This is a genomic window from Streptomyces sp. NPDC002104 (genome assembly GCF_053593795.1).
Genome location: NZ_JBSFDF010000029.1, coordinates 58,344 through 78,078, shown reverse-complemented (window position 1 = coordinate 78,078; position 19,735 = coordinate 58,344). Strand labels below are relative to the sequence as shown.

The window sequence follows — 19,735 nt, the reverse complement described above, 5'->3', positions numbered from 1 at the left end:
AGGAGCCATTGATGATCACAGCCCAGACGGTGCCCGCGGGCCTCGTTCCGAGTCTCGGGCGACGGTTCACGCTGTCGGCCCAGACCCTCGACAGCACGGTGACGCCCAACGCGGTGTTCCGCGCGTGGTTCGCGGAGCAGCGGCGCACCAACCGCTACGACGTGCGGCGCATCCCCTTCTCCGAGCTGGTCGGCTGGCACTTCGAGGACTCCACGGGGAACCTCGTCCACGACAGCGGACGGTTCTTCTCCGTCGTGGGCCTGGACGTGCGCTCCGAGTGGAACGGCTACGGCGCGTCCTGGTCGCAGCCGATCATCAACCAGCCCGAGATCGGGATCCTGGGCATCGTCGTCAAGGAGTTCGACGGCGTCCTGCACTGCCTGATGCAGGCCAAGATGGAGCCCGGGAACATCGAGACGGTGCAGCTGTCCCCCACCGTGCAGGCCACCCGGAGCAACTACACCGGTGTGCACAAGGGCGCGGCCGTCAACTACATCGAGTACTTCCGGCCGCCGCGGGTGGGCTCGCGGGTGCTCTACGACTCGCTCCAGTCCGAGCAGGGTTCCTGGTTCCTGCGCAAGCGCAACCGGAACATGGTCGTGGAGGCCATCGGCGACGTGCCGGAGCACGAGGACTTCATGTGGCTGACGCTCGGCCAGATCCACCAGCTGCTGAACGAGTCCAACGTGGTCAACATGGACGCCCGTACGGTGCTGTCGCTGATCCCCTCGTTCGCCAGTGAGGGCACTCCGCTGCACAGCACGGAAACCCTGCTGAACCGGCTCACCGAGATCAAGGCGCTCCGGGAGCTCGTGCAGACCACCATGCCGCTGTCGGACGTACAGCGGTGGCAGCGCACGGAGTACGCGATCCAGCACGAGACGGGCCAGCACTTCAGCGTGATCGCGGCCTCCGTGGAGGCCGCGAACCGCGAGGTGAAGAGCTGGACCCAGCCGCTGATCGCCCCCGCCGAGCAGGGGCTCGCCGCCTTCCTGGTCCGCCGGATCGGCGGAGTGACCCATCTGCTGGCGCAGGCCAGGTCCGAGGCGGGCGTACTGGACGTGGCGGAGCTGGGCCCGACCGTCCAGTGCCAGCCGGCCCGGGCGCTGACCCTGCCCCCGGAGCAGCGGCCGCGCTACCTCGAACTGGTCCTGCGGGGTCACGGCCGGCTGCTGTACGACACCGTGCAGTCCGAGGAGGGCGGCCGTTTCCACCACGCGGGCAACCGGTACGTGCTCGTCGAGGTGGGGGACGATTTCCCCCTCGACGTGCCCGACGACTTCCTCTGGGTGACCCCGGGCCAGCTCGCGGGCCTGCTGCGGCACAGCAACTACCTGAACATCGAGGCCAGGACGCTGCTGACCAGCCTGCGCGCGACCCGGGCGCTGGACGGGGAGTACGGCCTGTGAGCGGGAACGCAGGCGGTGCGGGGCCCGGGGCCGGGAGGCTGCGGATCGGCGTGCTGGGGTGCGCGGACATCGCCGAGCGCCGCATGCTGCCCTCGATGCTGGCGCAGCCGCTCGTCGAGGTGACGGCCGTGGCCAGCCGCGGGATCGAGCGGGCGCGGCACTTCGCCGAGCGGTTCGGCGGCGCCGCCGTGGCCGGGTACGAGCGGCTGCTGGAGCGGGACGACGTGGACGCGGTGTACGTGCCGCTGCCGCCCGAGCTGCACGTGGAGTGGACCCTGCGGGCGCTGGCCGCCGGCAAGCACGTGCTGTGCGAGAAGCCGTTCGCCACCAGCCTGGCCGACGCGGAGAAGGCCGTGTCCTTCGCCCGGGAGAGCGGCCTGCTGCTGATGGAGAACTTCATGTTCCTCCACCACTCCCAGCACGCGGAGGTGCGCCGCCTGGTGGCCGACGGCTTGATCGGCGAGGTGCAGCTCTTCAGCTCGGAGTTCGGCATCCCGCTGCGCCCCGACGCGGGGCCCGGCGGGCTGCCGCGGCGCGCGAGCACCCTGCCGGAGGTCGCCGCCTATCCGATCCGGGCCGCCCGGCTCTTCCTCGGTGACGGACTGCGGGTCGCGGGTGCGCAGGTGCGCCCGGACGGCCCGTACGGCCCTCGGCCCGCGGGCAGCGCGCTGCTCGTCGCGCCGTCGGGGGTGGCGGCCCAGCTCGCCTACGGGGTCGAGCACGGGTACCTCAGCGGCTACGGGCTGTGGGGCAGCGAGGGACGGCTGCGTCTGGAGCGCGCCTTCAGCACGCCGGACGAGCTCACGCCGGTGCTCCGGGTCGAGCGCGGGGGCACCGTCACGGAGATGCCGCTCCGGCCGGACCGGCACTTCACGAACATCGCCGGCGTGTTCGCCCGGGCCGTGCTGTGCGGGGAGGACTTCACCCCGCACACGGAGGCGATCCTGGCCCACGCCCGGCTCGTGGACGAGGTGGAGCGCGCCGCCTCGTTCTGACGGGCGCAACGGCCGATGGGCCGGCGTGTGCGGTGGACCTCACCGCACGCACCGGCCCATCGGCCATCACCCGTCCGTGGACGACTACTCGCCCTGGCCCGCGTAGAAGTCGGCGCCGAGCTGGTGGAACATGCCCGCCACGTCGAGCTGGTCCCAGTGCTCGGCCAGCAGGCCGTCCTCGACGCGCCAGATGTCGATCGTCTGGAAGGTCAGGGTGCGGCCGGTGGCCGGTATGCCGAAGAAGACGCCCTGGTGGGTGCCCGAGTACTCGAAGCGGCCGACGATCCGGTCGCCCTCCGCGATCAGGTCGTGCACGATGATCTTGACGTCCGGGAAGGCGTCGAAGATCTGCTGGAAGAAGGCCGTGTTCGCCTCGATGCCGTCCGCGACGATCGGGTTGTGGTCGATGTGTCCGGGAGCGGTGTGCTCGGCCATGGTGCTCACGTCGTGACTGTTGATCATGTCCACGAAGCGCTGGATGAGTTCGCGGTGGTTGTCAGACATATCGGGGTGCCTCTCTCGGGCTCTCGTCGCCGGTGGCCGGTGGATGGTCGGCGCTCCGAGGATCCACAAGCCCGGTCGAGCCGTTCTGGAGGACGCCTGGCCCGCCGCCCGGGCCGTCACTTCCGCCAGAAGAGGTGGTGCGTCACCCCGCTCGGGCTGGGGACCACGTCCTGGTGGAAGCGGTCGAGCAGTTCGTCGGGGGAATCCCAGAGACGCACGCCGGAGCCGAGCTTCAGCGGGGAGACCACCACGTGCAGGGTGTCGACGAGGTCGGCGTCGAGGAACTGGCGGATGGTGGTGGCCCCGCCGCCGAGCCGGACGTCCTTGCCGCCCGCGGCCTCCCGGGCCTGCCGGAGGATCTCGGCGGGTTCGCCCTCGACGAAGTGGAACGTGGTGTCGGACAGCGTGATCGACGGGCGCGCGTGGTGCGTCAGGACGAACACCGGGGTGCGGAACGGGGGCTCCTCACCCCACCAGCCCTGCCACTCGTGGTCCTGCCAGGGCCCGCGCTGGGGACCGAATTTGTTGCGGCCCATGATCTCGGCGCCGATGTTGCGGTCGTAGTCCCGGGTGAAGTAGTCGTCCAGGCCGCGGCTCCCGCCGGGATCGGTGCGCATGGGCCAGCTCGCCGTGGCGCCGGCCCACGCGAACAGCCGGCCCGGATCGACGTGGCCGAACGGCCTCTCCAGGGTCTGGTCCTCGCCGGCACCGATCCCGTCACTGGAGACGTTGAAGTTCTGGACCCTCAGCAGCTGAGCCACGTGTTCCTCCTGGGTTTTCGACGACCGTACTGAGACCAGACCGTGCGGACCGGGAAAACTCATCGCCGCGTCCGGGTGACGTGCGCCCGGGTGACGTGCGCCCGGCCGGTCCCCCATCCCGGCTCAAGTGCCCGCTCCTAGCCTTCGGTGCCATGAAAGCTCTCGTGCTCTCCGGCGGGGCCGGAACCCGCCTGCGCCCCCTCACCCACACATCAGCCAAGCAGCTCGTTCCCGTGGCCAACAAGCCGGTGCTCTTCTACGGCCTGGAGGCGATAGCCGACGCCGGCATCACCGAGGTCGGGATCGTCGTCGGGGACACCGCCGAGGAGATCCGGGAAGCCGTAGGCGACGGGTCGAAGTTCGGGCTCCAGGTCACCTACATCCCGCAGGCCGCGCCGCTGGGCCTGGCCCATGCCGTGGTGATCGCCCGCGAGTTCCTCGGCGACGACGACTTCGTCATGTACCTCGGGGACAACTTCATCGTCGGCGGCATCCGCGACCTCGTCGCGGCCTTCCAGGCGGAGCGGCCGGCCGCGCAGATCCTGCTCACGGAGGTCTCGGACCCCCGGGCCTTCGGGGTGGCCGAGCTGGGCCCCGACGGCCGGGTCGTGGGCCTGGAGGAGAAGCCGGAGATCCCCAAGAGCAATCTCGCCCTGGTCGGGGTCTACCTCTTCACCGATGCCGTGCACCGGGCCGTGCGGGCCATCGAACCCTCCTGGCGCGGCGAGCTGGAGATCACCCACGCACTGCAGTGGCTGATCGACACGGACGAGGACGTCCGCTCCACGACGATCTCCGGGTACTGGAAGGACACCGGGAACGTCGCCGACATGCTGGAGGTCAACCGCTCCGTCCTCGAACTCGCCGAACCGCACACCCTCGGCGAGGTCGACGAGGCGAGCGAGATCATCGGGCGGGTCCAGATCGACGAGGGCGCCCGGGTGACCGGTTCGCGCATCGTGGGGCCCGCCGTGATCGGGCAGGGCACGGTGGTCTCGGGCTCCTACATCGGCCCGTTCACCTCCGTCTCGCGCGACTGCCGGATCGTCGACAGCGAGATCGAGTTCTCCATCGTCCTGGACGGGGCCTCGGTCCGCGGCGTCAGCCGTGTGGAGGCCTCGATCATCGGACGCCACGCGGAGGTGACCCCGGCCCCGCCGGTGCCCGCCGCCCACCGGCTCGTCCTCGGAGACCACAGCAAGGTGCAGATATCCTCATGACGACGACACGCATCCTGGTGACCGGCGGAGCCGGGTTCATCGGCTCCCACTACGTCCGTACGCTGCTGGGCCCCCAGGGGCCGGGCGACGTCGAGATCACGGTGCTGGACAAGCTCACCTACGCGGGCAACCCCGCCAACCTCGACCCGGTCCGCGGGCACGCCGGCTTCCGCTTCGTGCGGGGCGACATCTGCGACACCGAACTGGTGCGGGAGCTGGTCGCCGGGCACGAGCAGATCGTGCACTTCGCCGCCGAGTCCCACGTGGACCGCTCCATCCTCGGTGCCGGCGAGTTCATCACCACGAACGTGCTCGGCACCCAGACCCTGCTGGACGCGGCACTGCGCCGCCCCGGCGGCGGCGCCCGGTTCCTGCACGTCTCCACGGACGAGGTGTACGGCTCGGTGTCCGAGGGCTCCTGGCCGGAGACCGATCCGCTGAAGCCCAACTCCCCGTACGCGGCCTCCAAGGCCTCCTCCGACCTCGTCGCCCTGTCCTACCACCGCACGCACGGCCTGGACGTACGGGTCACGCGCTGCTCGAACAACTACGGGCACCACCACTTCCCCGAGAAGGTCATCCCGCTGTTCGCCACCCGGCTCCTCGACGGGCTGCGCGTCCCGCTGTACGGGGAGGGGCTCAACGTCCGGGACTGGCTGCACATCGACGACCACGTCCAGGGCCTGGAGCTGGTGCGCGCCGGCGGCCGGCCCGGCGAGGTGTACAACATCGGCGGCGGCACGGAGCTCAGCAACAAGGAGCTCACCACCCTGCTCCTGGACCTGGCCGGTGCGGGCTGGGACAGCGTCGAGCACGTGGCCGACCGGCTGGGGCACGACCTGCGCTACTCGGTGGACTGCTCGAAGATCTCGGCCGAGCTGGGCTACCGGCCGCGCAAGGACTTCGCGGAGGGGCTCGCGGAGACCTTCGCCTGGTACCGGGACAACCGCGCCTGGTGGGAACCGCTGCAGCAGCGGGCCGCCCTGACCTGACCGGCGGGCGGGCGGGCGTACGCGGGGACGTACGCGGGGACGAAGAGACGCGGCGGGCGATGTACGTGCCCGCCGCGTCTCTTCGTACGCCCGGATCAGCCGGTGGAGCGGTGCGCGTGGGAGGCCCCGTAGGACGCGACGGCCTGCTGGTAGGTCGGGAGCAGTCCGAGGGCGGCGGCCTCGGAGAGGCCCGGCGCGGCGGCGTCCTTCTCGGACCTGATGAACGGCTCCGAGCTGTTCCACGGTATGCCGATCTCCGGGTCGAGCGCCTGGATGTCCACCATGGTGCCCGGCACGTACTCCTCGGAGCAGAGGTAGTTCATGCAGGTGTCCTCGGTGAGGGCGAGGAAGGCGTGGCCGAGGCCGTCCGCGAGGTAGACGCCGATGCCCGAGTCGGCCTCCTGGAGGGTGGTGTCGAACATCCCGAAGGTGGGCGAGCCGACCCTGAGGTCCACGACCACGTCCAGGGCCGCGCCCCGTACGCAGGTCACCAGCTTCGCCTGGCCCGGCGGCAGCAGCGTGCCGTGGATGCCGCGGAGCGTATTGCGGTGGGAGACCGAGAAGTTGACCTGCCGCACGGTGAACGGCTGGCCGGTCAGCTCCGTCAGCTCGCCGATGCGCCAGGCCTCGAAGAACCTGCCGCGGTTGTCCGAGAGCGGTGACGGCGTGATCCGGAAGGCGTCCTGGATCTTCATCTCCTCAATGGGCATGATTCCTCGGTTCGTTGTCGTGGGTCGTGGACTGCGGGCCGGTCAGAGTCTGTGACGGCCGGCTCCGGCGCCGCTCGGAGCGGGCTGGAGCGGACATGGCGACGGCCTCCGCGCGCGGGCGCGGAGGCCGTCGACGTCGACGTGCTTACGGGGTACGGGGCTGCGGGGTACGGGGCTGCGGGCTAGCGCACCGCGGCCGGTGCGGACTCCTCGGCGGCGACCGGAGCGGCCGGGGCCGGCGCCGGGGCGGACTGGGAGACGGACGGGGACGCGGACTGCGCCACGGGCGGGCCGGCCGCCTTGCGGCCGGGGGCGATCAGCATGGACAGGGTCGCGGCGGCCACCGCGGCGGCGCCGACCCACATGGCGGGGACGAGGCCGTCGACGAAGTTCTCCGCCGAGGCGTAGCCGCCGTTGGCGCTGAAGATCGAGGCCAGCAGGGCCACGCCGAGGGCGGCGCCGACCTCGCGGGTGGCGGCGGTGACGCCCGAGGCGATGCCCTGCTCGTGCTCCTTGACCGAGGTCATCGTCAGGTTCATCAGCGGCGCGTAGAACAGCGCCATACCGGCGCCGCAGATCATCAGGGAGGGCAGCTGGGCGACGTAGGAGGTGCCCGGTTCGAGGACGAAGGCCCACCAGACCATGCCGGCCGTCATCATGGCGAGGCCGACGGTGACCACCGGCTTGCCGCCGATGCGGTCGGAGACCATGCCGCCGAGCGGGGCGACGACCATCGGCATGGCGGTCCAGGCGAGCAGCCGCACGCCGGTCTCCATGGCGCTGTAGCCCTGGATGCTCTGGAAGAACTGGGTCATCAGGAAGATCGCGCCGAACATGCCGACCGACATCAGGGTGCCGGCCAGGTTGATCGCGGTGAACGCCTTGGTCCGGAACAGCCGCATCGGCACCATCGGGTGCTCGGTGTGGTTCTCCCACAGGACGAAGAAGACCATGACGACGACTCCGCCGATCAGGGAGCCGAGCACCAGCGGCGAGGTCCAGCCGTCGATGTTGCCCTTGACGATGCCGAGGACGATGCCGAACAGGCCGATGCCGCCGAGGATGGTGCCGACCACGTCGAGACGGGAGCCGGAGATCTTGCTCTCCCCCAGCATGCGCAGCGAGACCGGCGCGAGGATCAGACCGATCGGCACGTTCAGCCAGAAGATCCACTGCCAGGAGAGGTGCTCGACGATGGCACCGCCGACGAGCGGTCCGGCGGCGACCGAGAGTCCGTTGACGGCGCCCCAGATACCGAGGGCCGTACCGCGCTTCTCCGCGGGTACCGCGGCGGTCAGCAGGGTCACCGAGAGCGGCATGATCATCGCCGCGCCCGCGCCCTGGACGGCGCGCGCCGCGATCAGTTCCGAGATGCCCGGGGCGAGCGCCCCGGCGGCCGAGGCGGCCGTGAACAGCAGCAGGCCCAGGACGAAGACCTTGCGCCGGCCGAAGCGGTCACCCAGTGCGGCGCCGAACATCATCAGCACCGCGAAGGACAGCGTGTAGGCGTTGACCGTCCATTCCAGATCCGAAAGGCTGCCGCCGAGTTTGTCCTTGATGGTCGGCAGCGCAGTGATGATCACTAGCTGATCGAGCCCCGCCATGAAGGAGGCGACACTGGTGGTGAGGATGGCCCATAAGACCACCTTCTTGTTCCCACCGCCCGAGGCTGGGGGGTTGACGGCGCTCATTCAGAGCTTCCTTTCTGGAGGGTGACACAGGCCGAGCCGGCGCTCATGACGCTACGGACGGAACCTCAAGTTCAACTTGAGTTCCGGTCGGGCGCCGCAACGCTGCGGGGCCCCGTACCGGCTTCGGTACGGGGCCCCGCGTCAGCGCGAAGGGCGTACCGGGTCAGCCGAGCTGACGCTGGAACGTGGCGATGTCGAAGTAGAGGGTCTCGTCGACCAGCACGTCGCCGTCGAAGTGGAAGAAGACGGCGACCGGGGCGTCGATGGACTTGCCGAGGTTGGGTATGCCCCGCCAGTCCGCCTCCTGCTTGCCGCGCGCCTGCGCTTCGAGGATGACCGCGGTGGGGGTGTGGTGCACGTGGTGCAGCTCGTGCTCCAGGTTGGGGAACGCGGCCTGGAGCTCGGCGAAGTAGCCCTTCTTGATGGCCTCCGCGCCGATCAGCGGGCCCTCCTCGAAGGCCTGGATGCGGTAGATGCCGCCGCGCGGGAAGGTGGCGAGCACACCGTCGATGTCCCAGGCGATCTCGGCGACCGTGTGCTCCAGGATGACCGCTTCGCGCTTCTTGCGCAGGTCGGCATCGGGCTGGGGCAGATCCGCACCGGGCAGGATGAACTCGTGCTCCATGGCCATGACATTCCTCCACGCATTGACCGTCTTCTGATGCGGCTGACGCTAGGAGGCGCGCCTCGGCGCGCCCTCGCGTCCCGCTCGAATGCCGGTTCGTGCGGGCGGACGTACGGGCGGATGTACGGGCGGACGTGCGGGTCGGTCAGGCCGCGGTCCGGCTCTGCTCGGAGCGCTGCGGCGGACGGTAGGTGGGGCGGTAGCCGCAGGCCAGGCCGACCGGTGCGAGCAGGGTGGACAGGGCCATGTCGACCGCGTGGGGGCGGCCGGTGACGGCCCGGTACTCGTCGCGGAAGCCCAGGGCGAGCAGCGGCATCTGCAGGAAGGGGGTGCCGTCGGGGCGCAGGCGGCCTTCGCCGGCGAGGCCCCACAGGGTTTCGAAGAGCTGCTCGGTCCGGTAGGCGGGGGTGACGCGCCAGGTCATCCGGGCCCGCTCCGGGCCGTCGTTCCACATCGAGTGGGCCACGCCCGGCGGGATGTGGAACTCGGCTCCCGCGCCGTAGGTGTGCAGGGTGCCGTCGAGCCGGACGTTGATCTGCCCGCTCTGGACGCGGAAGAGCTCGGTCTGCTTCGGGTGGTAGTGCGCGGGCGGCATGTGGGCGGCGCTCGCGTAGTCCACCTCCACTTCGAGGTAGGCGCCGTCCGTGTCGGCCGCGGTGGCCAGGAAGGTGAGCCGGTCGGCCCCCATGTGCAGGGTGTCTCCGGAGCGTGCCATCGGATGTTTCTCCCATCGGTCCGGAGGGTCAGGCTGCGGGGGCCTCGATGTAGCTGAGGGCGTTGAAGATCGTGCGGTTCGGGTCGGTGATGGCCCGGCGGCCGTGCATGACCCGGGTGTTGTCGATGAGGGCGGCGTCGCCGTCCTGCCAGTCGAGGTTCTCCGTGAGGCGGGCGGTCACCGATTCGACCTCGGCCAGCAGCTGCGCGGACAGTTCGGTGCCGTCGGCGAAGGTGATCCTCGGCTTCTCGTAGTTGAAGGAGGGGCCGAGGATGCTGTTGGCGAAGGAGGGGCGCTCGGCGAAGACGGTGGGGCCGGCGGCGGGGGTCCGGAAGGAGTAGCGGACCCCGCCGTCCTCCTGGGCCACGATCCTGGTGCCGGGGGTCCGGTCGCCGAGCGCGACGAGGTCCGCGACGTCGATCTCCTCGGCGGGCGTGGTGCCGCCGAGCAGGTGGTGGGCCATGGCCCGCCACTGCGCCTCGCCGACGTAGCGGCTGTAGACGATGTCCTGCGCGGCGAAGGCCTCGCGCGCGGCGGGGCTGAGGGCGTCCCAGACGCGGTAGCCGTCGCAGACGGTGGTCTGGGAGCCGGAGGACGCGGCCTTCTGGCAGAAGAACCAGGCCAGGTGGGAGCGGAAGGGGCTGTTGCCGTTCTCGGTGTGCAGGCCGACCTCGTCGAAGCCGGCGTCCACCTTCTGCGCGACCTCGGAGTAGAAGTCGCGGGCGGGGTCGAGGGTGGTGGAGGTGGAGGTGGACTGCACCAGGGCGGTGAAGCCGGCCATGTCGGAGCCGGTGAAGCCGCGGAGCAGCAGGAAGCCCGCCTGCGCCAGCAGGTCGCGCAGGGCCTTCGGGTCGATGTCCGCGAGGTTGCCGCCCTCGGCGGGCTCCACGAGCAGTCCGGTGCCGGTGCCGTAGGGCGTGGTTCTGACAGCGGTTGTCGCGACGGCGGTCGTGGTGAGCGCGGGGGTCATGCGTGCTCCAGGTTCTTCTCGGTGTGGTCCGGTGCGGTGTGGTCCGGCGCGGTGCGGTCTGATGCGGTGCGGTCTGATGCGGTGCGGTCCGGTGCGGTGTGGTGGTGCAGTACGTGGGCCCGTACGACGTCGCGCCGCGGGCGGCCGGTGACGGTGAAGCAGGTGGCGTACCCGGGGTCGTCCTCGGGCATGAGGTGGACGACGGCGGCGCGTTCGATGGCGGAGAGCCGCTCGCGGCCGAACTCCTCGATCCGGCGCCGTGCGGTGTCCGGGTCCAGGCCGGCTTCGACGACGAAGAGGCCGTGGACCTGTTCGAGCCCGTCGGCGACGATCGCGGCCTCGCGGATGAATCCGAGTTCCCTGTAGCGCGACTCGACCCACTCCGGAGAGACGTTGCGTCCGCTCGCGGTGATCACCATGCTCTTCTTGCGCCCGGTGATCCGCAGGTAGCCGTCCTCGTCGATCTCGGCGAGGTCGCCGGTGTGCAGCCGCCCCTGTTCGTCCACGACCACGCTGGAGGGGTCCTCCCGGGTGTACCCGGCGAACAGGGAGGTGCTGTGGATCAGCAGCTCGCCGTCCTCGGCCAGTTCGGCCTTCACGTGGTCCAGCGGGCGTCCCACGGTGCCGAAGCGGACCTCGCCGGGGAAGTTCCAGGAGACCACCGAGGAGTTCTCGCTGAGCCCGTAGCCCTCGTGGACGGTGAGTCCGTACGCGTCCAGGCGCTCCAGGACCTCCGCGGGCACGGGGGCTCCGCCGCAGGCGATGAAGACCGGGCCGTCGTGGCCGAAGATCCGCTGGTGCCGCTCGCGGACGGTCTCCCGGGGCTGTTCCTCGCACAGCGCGAGGAACAGGGCGGCGACCGTGGGCGGTACGACCAGGGCGGTGGGCCGGGCCTGGCGCAGCAGGGTGAGCATCCGGGGGCCGGCGTCGGCGGCGGTGCCGACGAGGGCGGTGCCGGGCGGAAGGAAGGAGACCGAACCGCCCGCGAGGAAGGGCATGTAGAGCCCGGCGACCTGCTCGATGAGCAGGCTCAGGGGCACGATCGAGAGGTAGCTCTCGAAGAGGGCGGGCCTGGCCCGCGCCCGCAGGGAGGTCAGCAGTTCGTCCAGGCCGTGCCGGCGGATCCGTACGCCCTTGGGGGCGGAGGTGGTGCCGGAGGTGTGGATGACCTTGACGACGGCGTCCTGCTCGGGGACTTCGGGGCGGGGCCCCGGGGCGGGCGGCCCGGCCAGCAGGGCCGGCAGGTCGACGGGGGTCACGGGGCAGCCGGCCGGCAGGACGGCGGTCGTCGTGTCCGCCGTGGTGTCCGCCGTCCAGCGCTCCAGGGCGCGGGCGCCGCTGTCGTCGACGAGGCAGAGGTCGGCGCTCTCCAGGAGGGAGGCGGCCTGTTCGGCGGTGAAGGCGGTGGGGACGGGGATCTCCACGGCTCCGCCGAACAGCAGGGCGAGGTCGGCGACGACCCACTCGGGGGAGTTCTCGGCGAGCAGTCCCACCCGGGCGGGGCGGCCGTGCTCCGCGGCCCACTGCTCCAGGCGTGCGGCCCAGACGAGGCCCGCGCCGATGATCTCGCGGTAGCTCCAGGTGGCGGCGGGCCGGGCGGGGGCGCCGTCCGGTCCGGCGGAGGCGAGCACGCGCACCATCACGGCGTCGCTGCCGGCCTGTTCCAGCAGTCCCCCGGCGAGGGACACCCGGGGTGTGTCACGCGGCACGGGTCAGCACCTTCGCCTCCGGGCGGTTGCTGACGAACCGCATGTCGATCGTCTCGAAGCAGTAGCGGCCGATCGCGGCGAGCAGCAGCGTGCTCTGCTCGGCGGCTATGGCGTACCCGACCATCGGCCGGGTTTCGTAGTACGAGCCCCAGGTGGCGGCCTCCTCGGTGGAGAGCCGGTCGGGCGAGGCGTCGGCGAGGGGGTGGAAGACCACGCCGAGTCGCTTCATCAGGGCGGCGAGCCGGTGGGTCATCGTCATCACCGCGTAGGGCCGGCCCAGGCAGGCCATGACCAGCGGGATGGCCTTGATGATCTCGGCGCCGGCGGTGGCCCGGACCGAGGAGATGTTGCCGACCTGCATCACCTGGGAGCGCTTGACCGGCGCCTCGACGGAGGCGCTGATGACCTCCTCGACGGGGGCGTCGAGATAGCGCTCCAGCAGGATGGTGCTCCCCTCCCCTTCGGGGAAGGTCAGGCCCGCGCAGGCGAGGGCTTCCTCGGTGCCGTCCTCGGAGTCCTCGAAGAAGGCGAGGAAGCTGTCCGGGTCGGGAGCGATGCTGGCCTGGTACTGCTTGGCGAACACCTTCTGGGACAGGTCTGCGGCGACCAGCCAGTCGGGAGTGCCGCGCTCGGAAAGCGTGATTCTCATGTGCCGCCCCTTTTGGAGGGTGGAGTGGGAGGAGAGGTGGGGTGGTCAGCGGGTGGGTGGTCAGCGCAGGCTGCCGACGGCGGTGCGCCGGGTCACCGGCTTGGCGGCGACGGCGAGTCCGGCGGCGTGCACGGCGCTGTTGATCGAGGTCTCGGCGAGGATGCCGGGGGCGGCGACGGCGTCGCCGATCAGGTAGACGCCGTCCCCGCGGTCGACGGCGGGGCGGTCGCGCCAGCTCAGGCCGGGCAGGTCGAGGGCTCCGGTGCGGCCGCGGGAGACTCCGTCGCGGCGCCACAGGATGCGGTCCTGCCAGCCCGGGGTCGTCAGGTCGAAGAGCTTCTCCAGCCGGGCCAGCGCCTCGTTCTTGGACTCGCCGGGCCGCAGCGGCATGGCTCCCTGGAAGAGGGCCTCGCCCTTCGGGGCGAGCGAGGGGTCGTGGTCGGAGTACTGGGAGGTGAAGCCGCCCTCGTCCATGTCGAAGGAGACGTTGCCGTCCTTCTTGGAGCGGGTCACGGCCATGTCCAGCAGGGCGGAGGTGCCGCTGGGCCAGTCCAGCGAGCTGTCGCCGAGCAGGCTGCGGGCGGAGGCCAGGGAGGTGGCGACGATCACCGGTCCGTCGGTGGGCAGTTCGGTGAGGCGCGAGCCGGTCTCGATGACGACGCCGTGCCGCTTGGCCACCCGCTCCATGCGCTCGACGACGGTGCCCCAGCCGCCGATGAAGTACCGGCTGGGCAGCGGGAAGCGGGGGGTGCCCACGCGCAGCAGCCGCTCCCAGACGAAGGCTGCGGACAGCCGGCCCGGGTCCCCGTCGAAGAGGATGGGGCCGAGGAAGCCGAGGGCCTCGTTGACGGTCTGCTGCTCGAAGCGCTCGCTCGCCCAGTCCTGGAAGGAGCGGTCGATCGGGACCTCGATGTCCCGGTGGAGCCAGCACATCTTCATGTAGCCGTTCGGCAGGGTCATCCGGAGTCTGCCCTGGTGGCGGAAGCGCATCCGGGTCCACTCGTGGAACGACAGCCGTACGTAGCGGCCGGCCAGGCCGCGCTGGAGCAGCCAGTGCCAGACGGGCCCGTTGTCCATGATGGTGTGCGGGCCGTCGTTGGTGACGTAGGGCGCGGAGGCCGAGCGGGCGCGCCCGCCGAGGTGCGAGTGGGCCTCGTGGACGGTGACGCGGGCGCCCTTCTCCGCGGCGGTGATCGCCGCGGCCAGGCCGGCCAGGCCGCCGCCGATGATCGTGATGTTCGCCATGGTCATTCACTCACTCACGTGTGGGATGGACGGGTTCAGCCGTCGAGGGTGGCCATGGCGCCGGCGGGGTAGCGGTCGCCCACCGTGCTGCCGTGGGGGGCGATCCGGTCGAGGGCCGCGAGGTCGTCGGCGCTCAGCGCGACGGCACTGGCGGCCGCGTTCTCCTCCAGGTACCTGACCCGCTTGGTGCCGGGGATGGCGACGACGTCGTCGCCCTGGGCCAGTACCCAGGCCAGCGCGAGCTGTCCGGTGGTGATCCCCTTGGCCGCGGCCAGGGCCTCCAGCTGTTCGACGACGTGCAGGTTGGCGTCGAGGTTGCCCTCCTGGAAGCGGGGGGCGATCCGGCGGAAGTCGTGGGCGGCCAGGTGGTCGAGGTTGCGGATGGCTCCGGTCAGCAGGCCCCGGCCGAGCGGGCTGTAGCCGACGAAGCCGATGCCGAGCTCGCGGACCGTCGCCAGGACGCCGTTGACCTCGACGTCGCGGGTGGACAGGGAGTACTCCGTCTGCACGGCGGTGAGCGGGTGGACGGCGTGGGCGCGGCGGATGGTCGGGGCGGCCGCCTCGGAGATGCCGAGGTGGCGGACCTTGCCGGCGGCCACCAGCTCGGCCAGGGCGCCGAAGGTCTCCTCGACGGGGACGCCGGGGTCGACGCGGTGCAGGTAGTAGAGGTCGATCCGGTCGGTGCCGAGGCGGCGCAGGCTGCCTTCGACGGAGGCGCGGATGTACTCGGGGCGGCCGTTCTGCTTGCCGGTGATCGTCCCGTCGGGGGTGACCTCGTTGCCGACCTTGGAGGCGACGACGACCTGGTCGCGCCGCCCCGCGATGGCCTTGGCGACGAACTCCTCGTTGGTGTGCGGACCGTAGAAGTCCGAGGTGTCGAGGAGGTTCACGCCGAGTTCGAAGGCCCGGTGGGCCGTGCGCAGGGCCTCCTGGTCGTCGGCCGGACCGTAGGCGAAGGTCATGCCCATGCATCCGAGACCCTGCTCGGACACCACCAGGCCCTGGCTGCCGAGCTTTCGTTGCCGCATCATCATGCACCTTCCGCGGTAGTTATCGACACTAGTAATACTAGCGTAGCTAGACTGGAGAGCTGCTGGAGCCGCCCTCGAGGCCGAGGCGCAGGAGGGCGGCAACCCGTTGGTGCCGTGGTCAGACGGCGGAGGTCAGTTCGCTCGTGACGGAGGACCAGGTGTGCTCCCGCTCCGCCGTGTTCCCGGCGTGCTCCGCGGCGAACGCCACCCAGGGGTCGGCGCCGAGCGCCCCGGCCGCGGCCCCGCGCAGCCACACGTCGAAGGCGTCGCCCGACTGCGACAGCCGCTTCGCGGCTCCCGCCGGATCGCGCGCCTCCACCCGGTGCACCAGCACGTCCCGGTCGCCGAGCCGCTGGATCCCGAAGGACTCCTGGAGGATGCCGGCCCTGCGCCGCGAGGCCTCGTACTCCCTCAGGCGCGGCCCGGAGAACTCCGCCTGTACGTCCTTCCAGCGCGCGGCGCCGCCCTCGGGCAGCGGCAGCAGTACGGTGGCGGGCTCGACGCTCCGGCGCGCCGACGCGCGGGCGGCGGTGCGCGAGGCGGGGGCCAGGCGGCGCATGCCGAGCACGGAGAGCATGTTGGACTCGACGCCGATGCCCCAGCGTTCGGCGATGAGGCCGTCGTCCAGGAGCCGCCAGACCACCACGCCCTGGAACTCGATGTAGCGCCCGGTGGGCGGCATGCCGAGGAACTCGCCCCGGTGCGTGCCGCGCCAGGTGTTGTGGATGACGACGTGATCGCCGTGGGCGCTCATGTCCTCGATGGTCACGTGCAGGTCGGGGAAGCCCTCGCGGAGTCCCGCGATGGTGTACTTGACGCCCTCCAGCCCCTCGGGCGCGCCCGGCAGCGGCTGGTGGTCGATCATGCCGGGGCTGTAGATCTTCTCGACGATGGAGAAGTCGCCCCGGTTCACGAAGATGTCGAAGACCGCACGGATGGTCTCCTTGTTGCGCTCCTCCACGCTCACCGCGCTGCGCACCGTCTCTTGTATCGACACGTTCCGTCCTTAACTGGTGGGGAAGGGCGCTTCCCAGGTGAGGGTGAGTCCCGCGTACAGGTAGCGGCTGGCCTCGATCGCGAGGAGCAGCACGGTGTCCCCGGGCCGGATGCGGCCCTCGGTCCAGCCGGCGTCCAGCGCGAGGGGGACCGCGGCGGAGCCGGTGGCTCCCACGTCGGTGAGGTTCTCCACGATGATCTTGCTGAGGGTGACCTGGTCCTCGGCGGACAGTCCGGCGGTGCCGTACTCGCTGGCGAAGTACTCGGCGTTGCCCTCGGGCAGCACGCACGCGTCGATGTCCGAGAGGGCGAGCCCGGAGCGGCGCAGCATGTCGTGGATGCCCTCCACGAAGACCCTGGGGCCGAACTGCGCGGTGCCGGGGATGTCGAGCTTGATGTCCATCAGCCGCTTGCGCTGCTGCTGTTCGTGCAGCGGGGCGTCGGTGCCGCCGCCGACGATGAGCATGCCGGGCTTGCGGGCGCCGCCCATGGACCGCGTGGCGAACACCTGGCGGCTGCCCTCGTGGGCCGAGCCCTCCTCGCCGCCGCGCAGCACCACGGCCCCGGCGCCGTCGCCGAAGGTGTAGACGGTGAGCCGGTCGCGCATCCGCACCTTGTGCGGGTCGACGCCGAGGAAGACCGGGGCGAGCAGCGGCGAGACCGATTCGGCGCCGATGACCAGGGCGGTGCGGTAGGTGCCGTCGGCCAGCAGGCGCCGGGCGATGTCGAAGGCCTGCACGGCGCCCACGCAGCCGGCGCGGACCTCGATCACCGCGCAGTCCGCCAGGCCGAGCTGCTCCTGGACATAGGTCGCCGCGACCGGCAGGAGGTAGTCCGGGCTGGCGGTGGAGAGCACGATCAGGTCGACCTCGGCCGCTTCCACGCCGGCCCGCTCCAGGGCCTGTCTGGCGGCGGCGGTGGCCATGGCGGAGGTGGTCGTACGGTGTTCACCGGTGACCGGGTCCACCATCCAGTGGCGGCGTTTGACCTGGATGCCCTCCAGGACGTCGTCGGGCAGCGGCCCGGCGACGCGGGCCAGGGCGTCGTTGTCGAGGGGATCGCCCGGCAGGTGGGCGCCGGTGGCGAGGATCGATACGTGGCGGTCGGTGCTGGGTGACATGGTCAGTTCTCCGTAGCGGGACGCAGGACGAGGCTGATGTGGGTCCCCCCGAGCGAGGAGCTGTTGATGAGGACCGGCCCTCTGTCCAGGCCGTTGTCCCAGCCCGTGAGGGCGAGGACGGCCGCCAGCTGCGCACCCGCGCCCGCCGGCTCGCCGAGCGTCCGCTTGGGGGTGTGGACGGGGACGGAGCCCGCCCCTTCGAGCCGGCCGGCGGCCAGCTCCTCGGGGCCGTCGGCGCGTTCCAGGCCGGCCGCGTTGGCCCAGATCCCGGCCAGCTCGCCCGGCTGGACGCCCGCGTGGGCCAGGGCCCCGCGCATGGCCCGCTCCACGCCCTCGCCGTCGGCGTCCCAGCGGCCGATGCCCTGGGCGTCGCAGGTGGTGGTGTGCCCCGCGAACTCGGCCAGGACCCGGGCCCCGCGGGCCAGGGCGGTCGATTCGCGCTCCAGGACCAGGGCGATGCCCCCTTCGGAGAGGGTGTAGCCACCGTCGAGGAAGAGGGGCAGGCCGCGGTAGGCCTCCAGTACGCCCGGCGAGAGGTCCTCCACCGCCGGGCACAGCACCGCGTCCGCGCGGCCCTGGAGCAGCAGGTCGTAGGCGACGGTCAGGGCCGAGGCGCCGGCCGCGTGCCCGGTCGTCACCGTGGAGGTGGGGCCCTTGGCGCCGACGTTCATGGCGACCTGGCCGGCGGCGGCGTTGAAGACGGTGTTGGGGAACACCGCGGGGCTGCCGTAGGAGGGGCAGATGTCGAGGACGGGCTGCAGGAAGTCCTCGATGCTGCGCATCGGGCCCAGCCCGGTGCCCAGGACGACGCCGACCCGCTCGTCGGCGGTGAGCCCGGCGTGCTCCAGGGCGACGCGGCAGGAGGCCACGGCGAGCTGGCCGAGGCGGTCCACGCGGCGCCGCTCGGCGGGCGTGGTGTGCGCCGCCGGGTCGAAGTCGGCGCGCGCCACGCGCAGTCCGTCCTCGTCGGCGCCCAGCGGGCTGCCTTCGCTCCAGGCCCGCCACAGGGCGTCGGCGCCGGTACCGGCCGCGGTGATCGCGGCGAAGCCGGTGACGACCACCTTCTCCGCGGCGGGCGGGACCTCGGCGGTGAAGCGCCGGCCGTCGGGACGGCCGAAGGCGACGCAGGCGTTGGCCCCGGCGAAGGCGAAGTTGTTCGACAGCGCGGCGTCCATGGCGTGCGGGCGCCCGGCGTCGGGCACCGCGTCCAGGCCGCACTTGGGGTCCACGCCGGTGAAGTTGGCGGTCGGCGGGGCGATCTGCTCGACCAGCGCCTGGACGGTGACGATGGCCTCGACCGCCCCGGCGGCGCCCAGCAGGTGCCCGATCATCGACTTGGAGCTGCTCAGCGGGGTCTTCTCGGCGGCCTCGCCGAGCGCGGCGCGGACCGCGTTGCTCTCGGCGGAGTCGTTCTTCGGCGTGCCGGTGCCGTGGCCGTTGATGTAGCCGACGTCCTCGGGTGTGAGCCCGGAGGAGCGCAGCGCGCCGCGGATCGCGCGGGCCGCGCCCTCGCCCTTGGGGTGCGGGGCGGTGGCGTGGTAGCCGTCGGCGGAGAGCCCGTAGCCCAGCACCTCGGCGAGGATCGGGGCGCCCGCGGCGCGGGCCACCGACTCCTCGGCCAGCACGAGCATGCCCGCGCCCTCGCCCAGCGAGAGGCCGTCGCGGTCCTTGGAGTACGGGGCGGCCGGCTTGCTGGACAGGGACTGGAGGCTGGTGAAGCCGGCCCATGCCGTCTCGGTGAAGGCGTCGCTGCCGCCGACGAGCATGGCGTCGGAGTGTCCCGAGCGGATCGACTCGACGGCGTGGGCGATGGCGTGGGCGCCCGAGGCGCACGCCGTGTTCACCGACAGGGACGGCCCCTTGAGGCCGAAGGCGCTGCTGAGCGCCTCGGCGATGGCCTGCGGCGGCACCAGCAGGTAGTGCCGGCCGTCGTCCTCGGGCGCGCCGCCGGCCCGGGCGCGGCGGGCGAGCTTCTCGGCGCTGCGCAGCCCTCCGTTGCAGGAGCCGAAGGAGACGCCCCAGCGGGCGGCGGGCACCGCGCCGAGCTCCGCCTGTTCCAGCGCCTCCTGGGCCGCCGCCAGCGCGAAGTCGACGGCGGGTTCGCGTTCGCGTCCGCCGAAGGCGGCCAGGTAGTCGTAGCCGGGGGCGAGCTCGCTCTGGACCTCGCCGCCGATGTCGGTGCCGTAGCCGTCCATGGGCATGCCGCGCACCGGTCCGATGGCCGAGTAGCCGGCCCGTACGCCCTCCCACAGCGCCGTGGCGGTGGCTCCCTGGGCGGTCACGGCACCGACCCCGCAGACCACCACGGTCCGGGTCCGGCCGCCCGTGCCGTCCGGCGCGGTGTCGTGCTCGTACACGTCGTCGGTCATGTCCGCTCTCCGTCCGGGGGTGTC

Annotated in this window: 18 protein-coding genes; 4 read left to right on the top strand and 14 right to left on the bottom strand. The window is 71.8% G+C overall.

Annotated features, from left to right (window positions below; all coding sequences use genetic code 11):
• Window positions 1-11: 11 nt before the first annotated feature.
• Window positions 12-1,409: an NDP-hexose 2,3-dehydratase family protein gene (locus ACWCP2_RS23690; protein WP_450910569.1), complete on the top strand. Its 1,398-nt coding sequence runs from the start codon at window positions 12-14 to the stop codon at window positions 1,407-1,409.
• Window positions 1,406-2,404 carry a Gfo/Idh/MocA family protein gene (locus tag ACWCP2_RS23685; protein ID WP_450910568.1) on the top strand — a complete coding sequence of 333 codons (999 nt, stop codon included), beginning with the start codon at window positions 1,406-1,408 and terminating at the stop codon, window positions 2,402-2,404. The genes ACWCP2_RS23690 and ACWCP2_RS23685 overlap by 4 nt, the downstream gene beginning before the upstream one ends.
• Before the next feature lie 84 nt (window positions 2,405-2,488).
• Here ACWCP2_RS23685 and ACWCP2_RS23680 read toward each other — a convergent pair whose 3' ends face one another.
• Window positions 2,489-2,908, bottom strand: coding sequence for an ester cyclase (locus tag ACWCP2_RS23680; protein WP_450910567.1), 420 nt, complete (start codon window positions 2,906-2,908; stop codon window positions 2,489-2,491).
• A 116-nt stretch (window positions 2,909-3,024) separates the two neighbouring features.
• Window positions 3,025-3,669: a dihydrofolate reductase family protein gene (locus tag ACWCP2_RS23675; RefSeq protein ID WP_450910566.1), complete on the bottom strand. Its 645-nt coding sequence runs from the start codon at window positions 3,667-3,669 to the stop codon at window positions 3,025-3,027.
• Window positions 3,670-3,821: 152 nt separating this feature from the next.
• On the opposite strand from ACWCP2_RS23675, the gene ACWCP2_RS23670 reads away from it, so the two are divergent.
• Together ACWCP2_RS23670 and rfbB are read left to right on the top strand one after the other, a co-directional pair.
• A complete protein-coding gene (locus tag ACWCP2_RS23670) occupies window positions 3,822-4,889 on the top strand; it encodes a glucose-1-phosphate thymidylyltransferase (RefSeq protein ID WP_450910565.1) in 1,068 nt (355 codons plus the stop codon).
• The gene (gene rfbB, locus ACWCP2_RS23665) at window positions 4,886-5,881 is read left to right on the top strand and encodes a dTDP-glucose 4,6-dehydratase (protein WP_450910564.1); all 996 of its coding nucleotides are present in this window, start codon (window positions 4,886-4,888) and stop codon (window positions 5,879-5,881) included. The genes ACWCP2_RS23670 and rfbB overlap by 4 nt, the downstream gene beginning before the upstream one ends.
• Window positions 5,882-5,976: 95 nt before the next feature.
• Here rfbB and ACWCP2_RS23660 read toward each other — a convergent pair whose 3' ends face one another.
• The 12 genes from ACWCP2_RS23660 to ACWCP2_RS23605 form a co-directional block, all read right to left on the bottom strand.
• Window positions 5,977-6,591 (bottom strand): dTDP-4-dehydrorhamnose 3,5-epimerase family protein, encoded by a 615-nt coding sequence (locus ACWCP2_RS23660; RefSeq protein WP_450910563.1) that lies wholly within the window; start codon window positions 6,589-6,591, stop codon window positions 5,977-5,979.
• Window positions 6,592-6,773: 182 nt separating this feature from the next.
• Window positions 6,774-8,282 (bottom strand): DHA2 family efflux MFS transporter permease subunit, encoded by a 1,509-nt coding sequence (locus ACWCP2_RS23655; protein ID WP_450910562.1) that lies wholly within the window; start codon window positions 8,280-8,282, stop codon window positions 6,774-6,776.
• Between the two features lie 163 nt (window positions 8,283-8,445).
• Entirely contained in the window at window positions 8,446-8,913 is a 468-nt protein-coding gene (locus tag ACWCP2_RS23650; RefSeq protein WP_250745285.1) for an ester cyclase, read from the bottom strand.
• A gap of 139 nt (window positions 8,914-9,052) precedes the next feature.
• Complete coding sequence (locus ACWCP2_RS23645) at window positions 9,053-9,622, bottom strand: cupin domain-containing protein (RefSeq protein WP_450910561.1); 570 nt, start codon at window positions 9,620-9,622, stop codon at window positions 9,053-9,055.
• A gap of 28 nt (window positions 9,623-9,650) precedes the next feature.
• Entirely contained in the window at window positions 9,651-10,592 is a 942-nt protein-coding gene (locus ACWCP2_RS23640) for a TauD/TfdA family dioxygenase (protein ID WP_450910560.1), read from the bottom strand.
• Entirely contained in the window at window positions 10,589-12,301 is a 1,713-nt protein-coding gene (locus ACWCP2_RS23635; protein ID WP_450910559.1) for an AMP-binding protein, read from the bottom strand. Before ACWCP2_RS23635 ends, ACWCP2_RS23640 begins: the two co-directional genes overlap by 4 nt.
• Window positions 12,291-12,950, bottom strand: coding sequence for a thermostable hemolysin (locus ACWCP2_RS23630; RefSeq protein WP_450910558.1), 660 nt, complete (start codon window positions 12,948-12,950; stop codon window positions 12,291-12,293). Before ACWCP2_RS23630 ends, ACWCP2_RS23635 begins: the two co-directional genes overlap by 11 nt.
• Before the next feature lie 60 nt (window positions 12,951-13,010).
• The gene (locus tag ACWCP2_RS23625; RefSeq protein ID WP_450910557.1) at window positions 13,011-14,195 is read right to left on the bottom strand and encodes an FAD-dependent oxidoreductase; all 1,185 of its coding nucleotides are present in this window, start codon (window positions 14,193-14,195) and stop codon (window positions 13,011-13,013) included.
• 35 nt (window positions 14,196-14,230) lie between these two features.
• Window positions 14,231-15,223, bottom strand: a complete 993-nt coding sequence (locus ACWCP2_RS23620; RefSeq protein ID WP_450910556.1) for an aldo/keto reductase — start codon at window positions 15,221-15,223, stop codon at window positions 14,231-14,233.
• 121 nt (window positions 15,224-15,344) lie between these two features.
• Entirely contained in the window at window positions 15,345-16,223 is an 879-nt protein-coding gene (locus ACWCP2_RS23615; RefSeq protein ID WP_450910555.1) for an ester cyclase, read from the bottom strand.
• 9 nt (window positions 16,224-16,232) lie between these two features.
• Window positions 16,233-17,342 (bottom strand): 3-oxoacyl-ACP synthase III family protein, encoded by a 1,110-nt coding sequence (locus ACWCP2_RS23610; protein ID WP_450910554.1) that lies wholly within the window; start codon window positions 17,340-17,342, stop codon window positions 16,233-16,235.
• 2 nt (window positions 17,343-17,344) lie between these two features.
• Window positions 17,345-19,711 carry a beta-ketoacyl synthase N-terminal-like domain-containing protein gene (locus ACWCP2_RS23605; RefSeq protein WP_450910553.1) on the bottom strand — a complete coding sequence of 789 codons (2,367 nt, stop codon included), beginning with the start codon at window positions 19,709-19,711 and terminating at the stop codon, window positions 17,345-17,347.
• Window positions 19,712-19,735 lie beyond the last annotated feature (24 nt).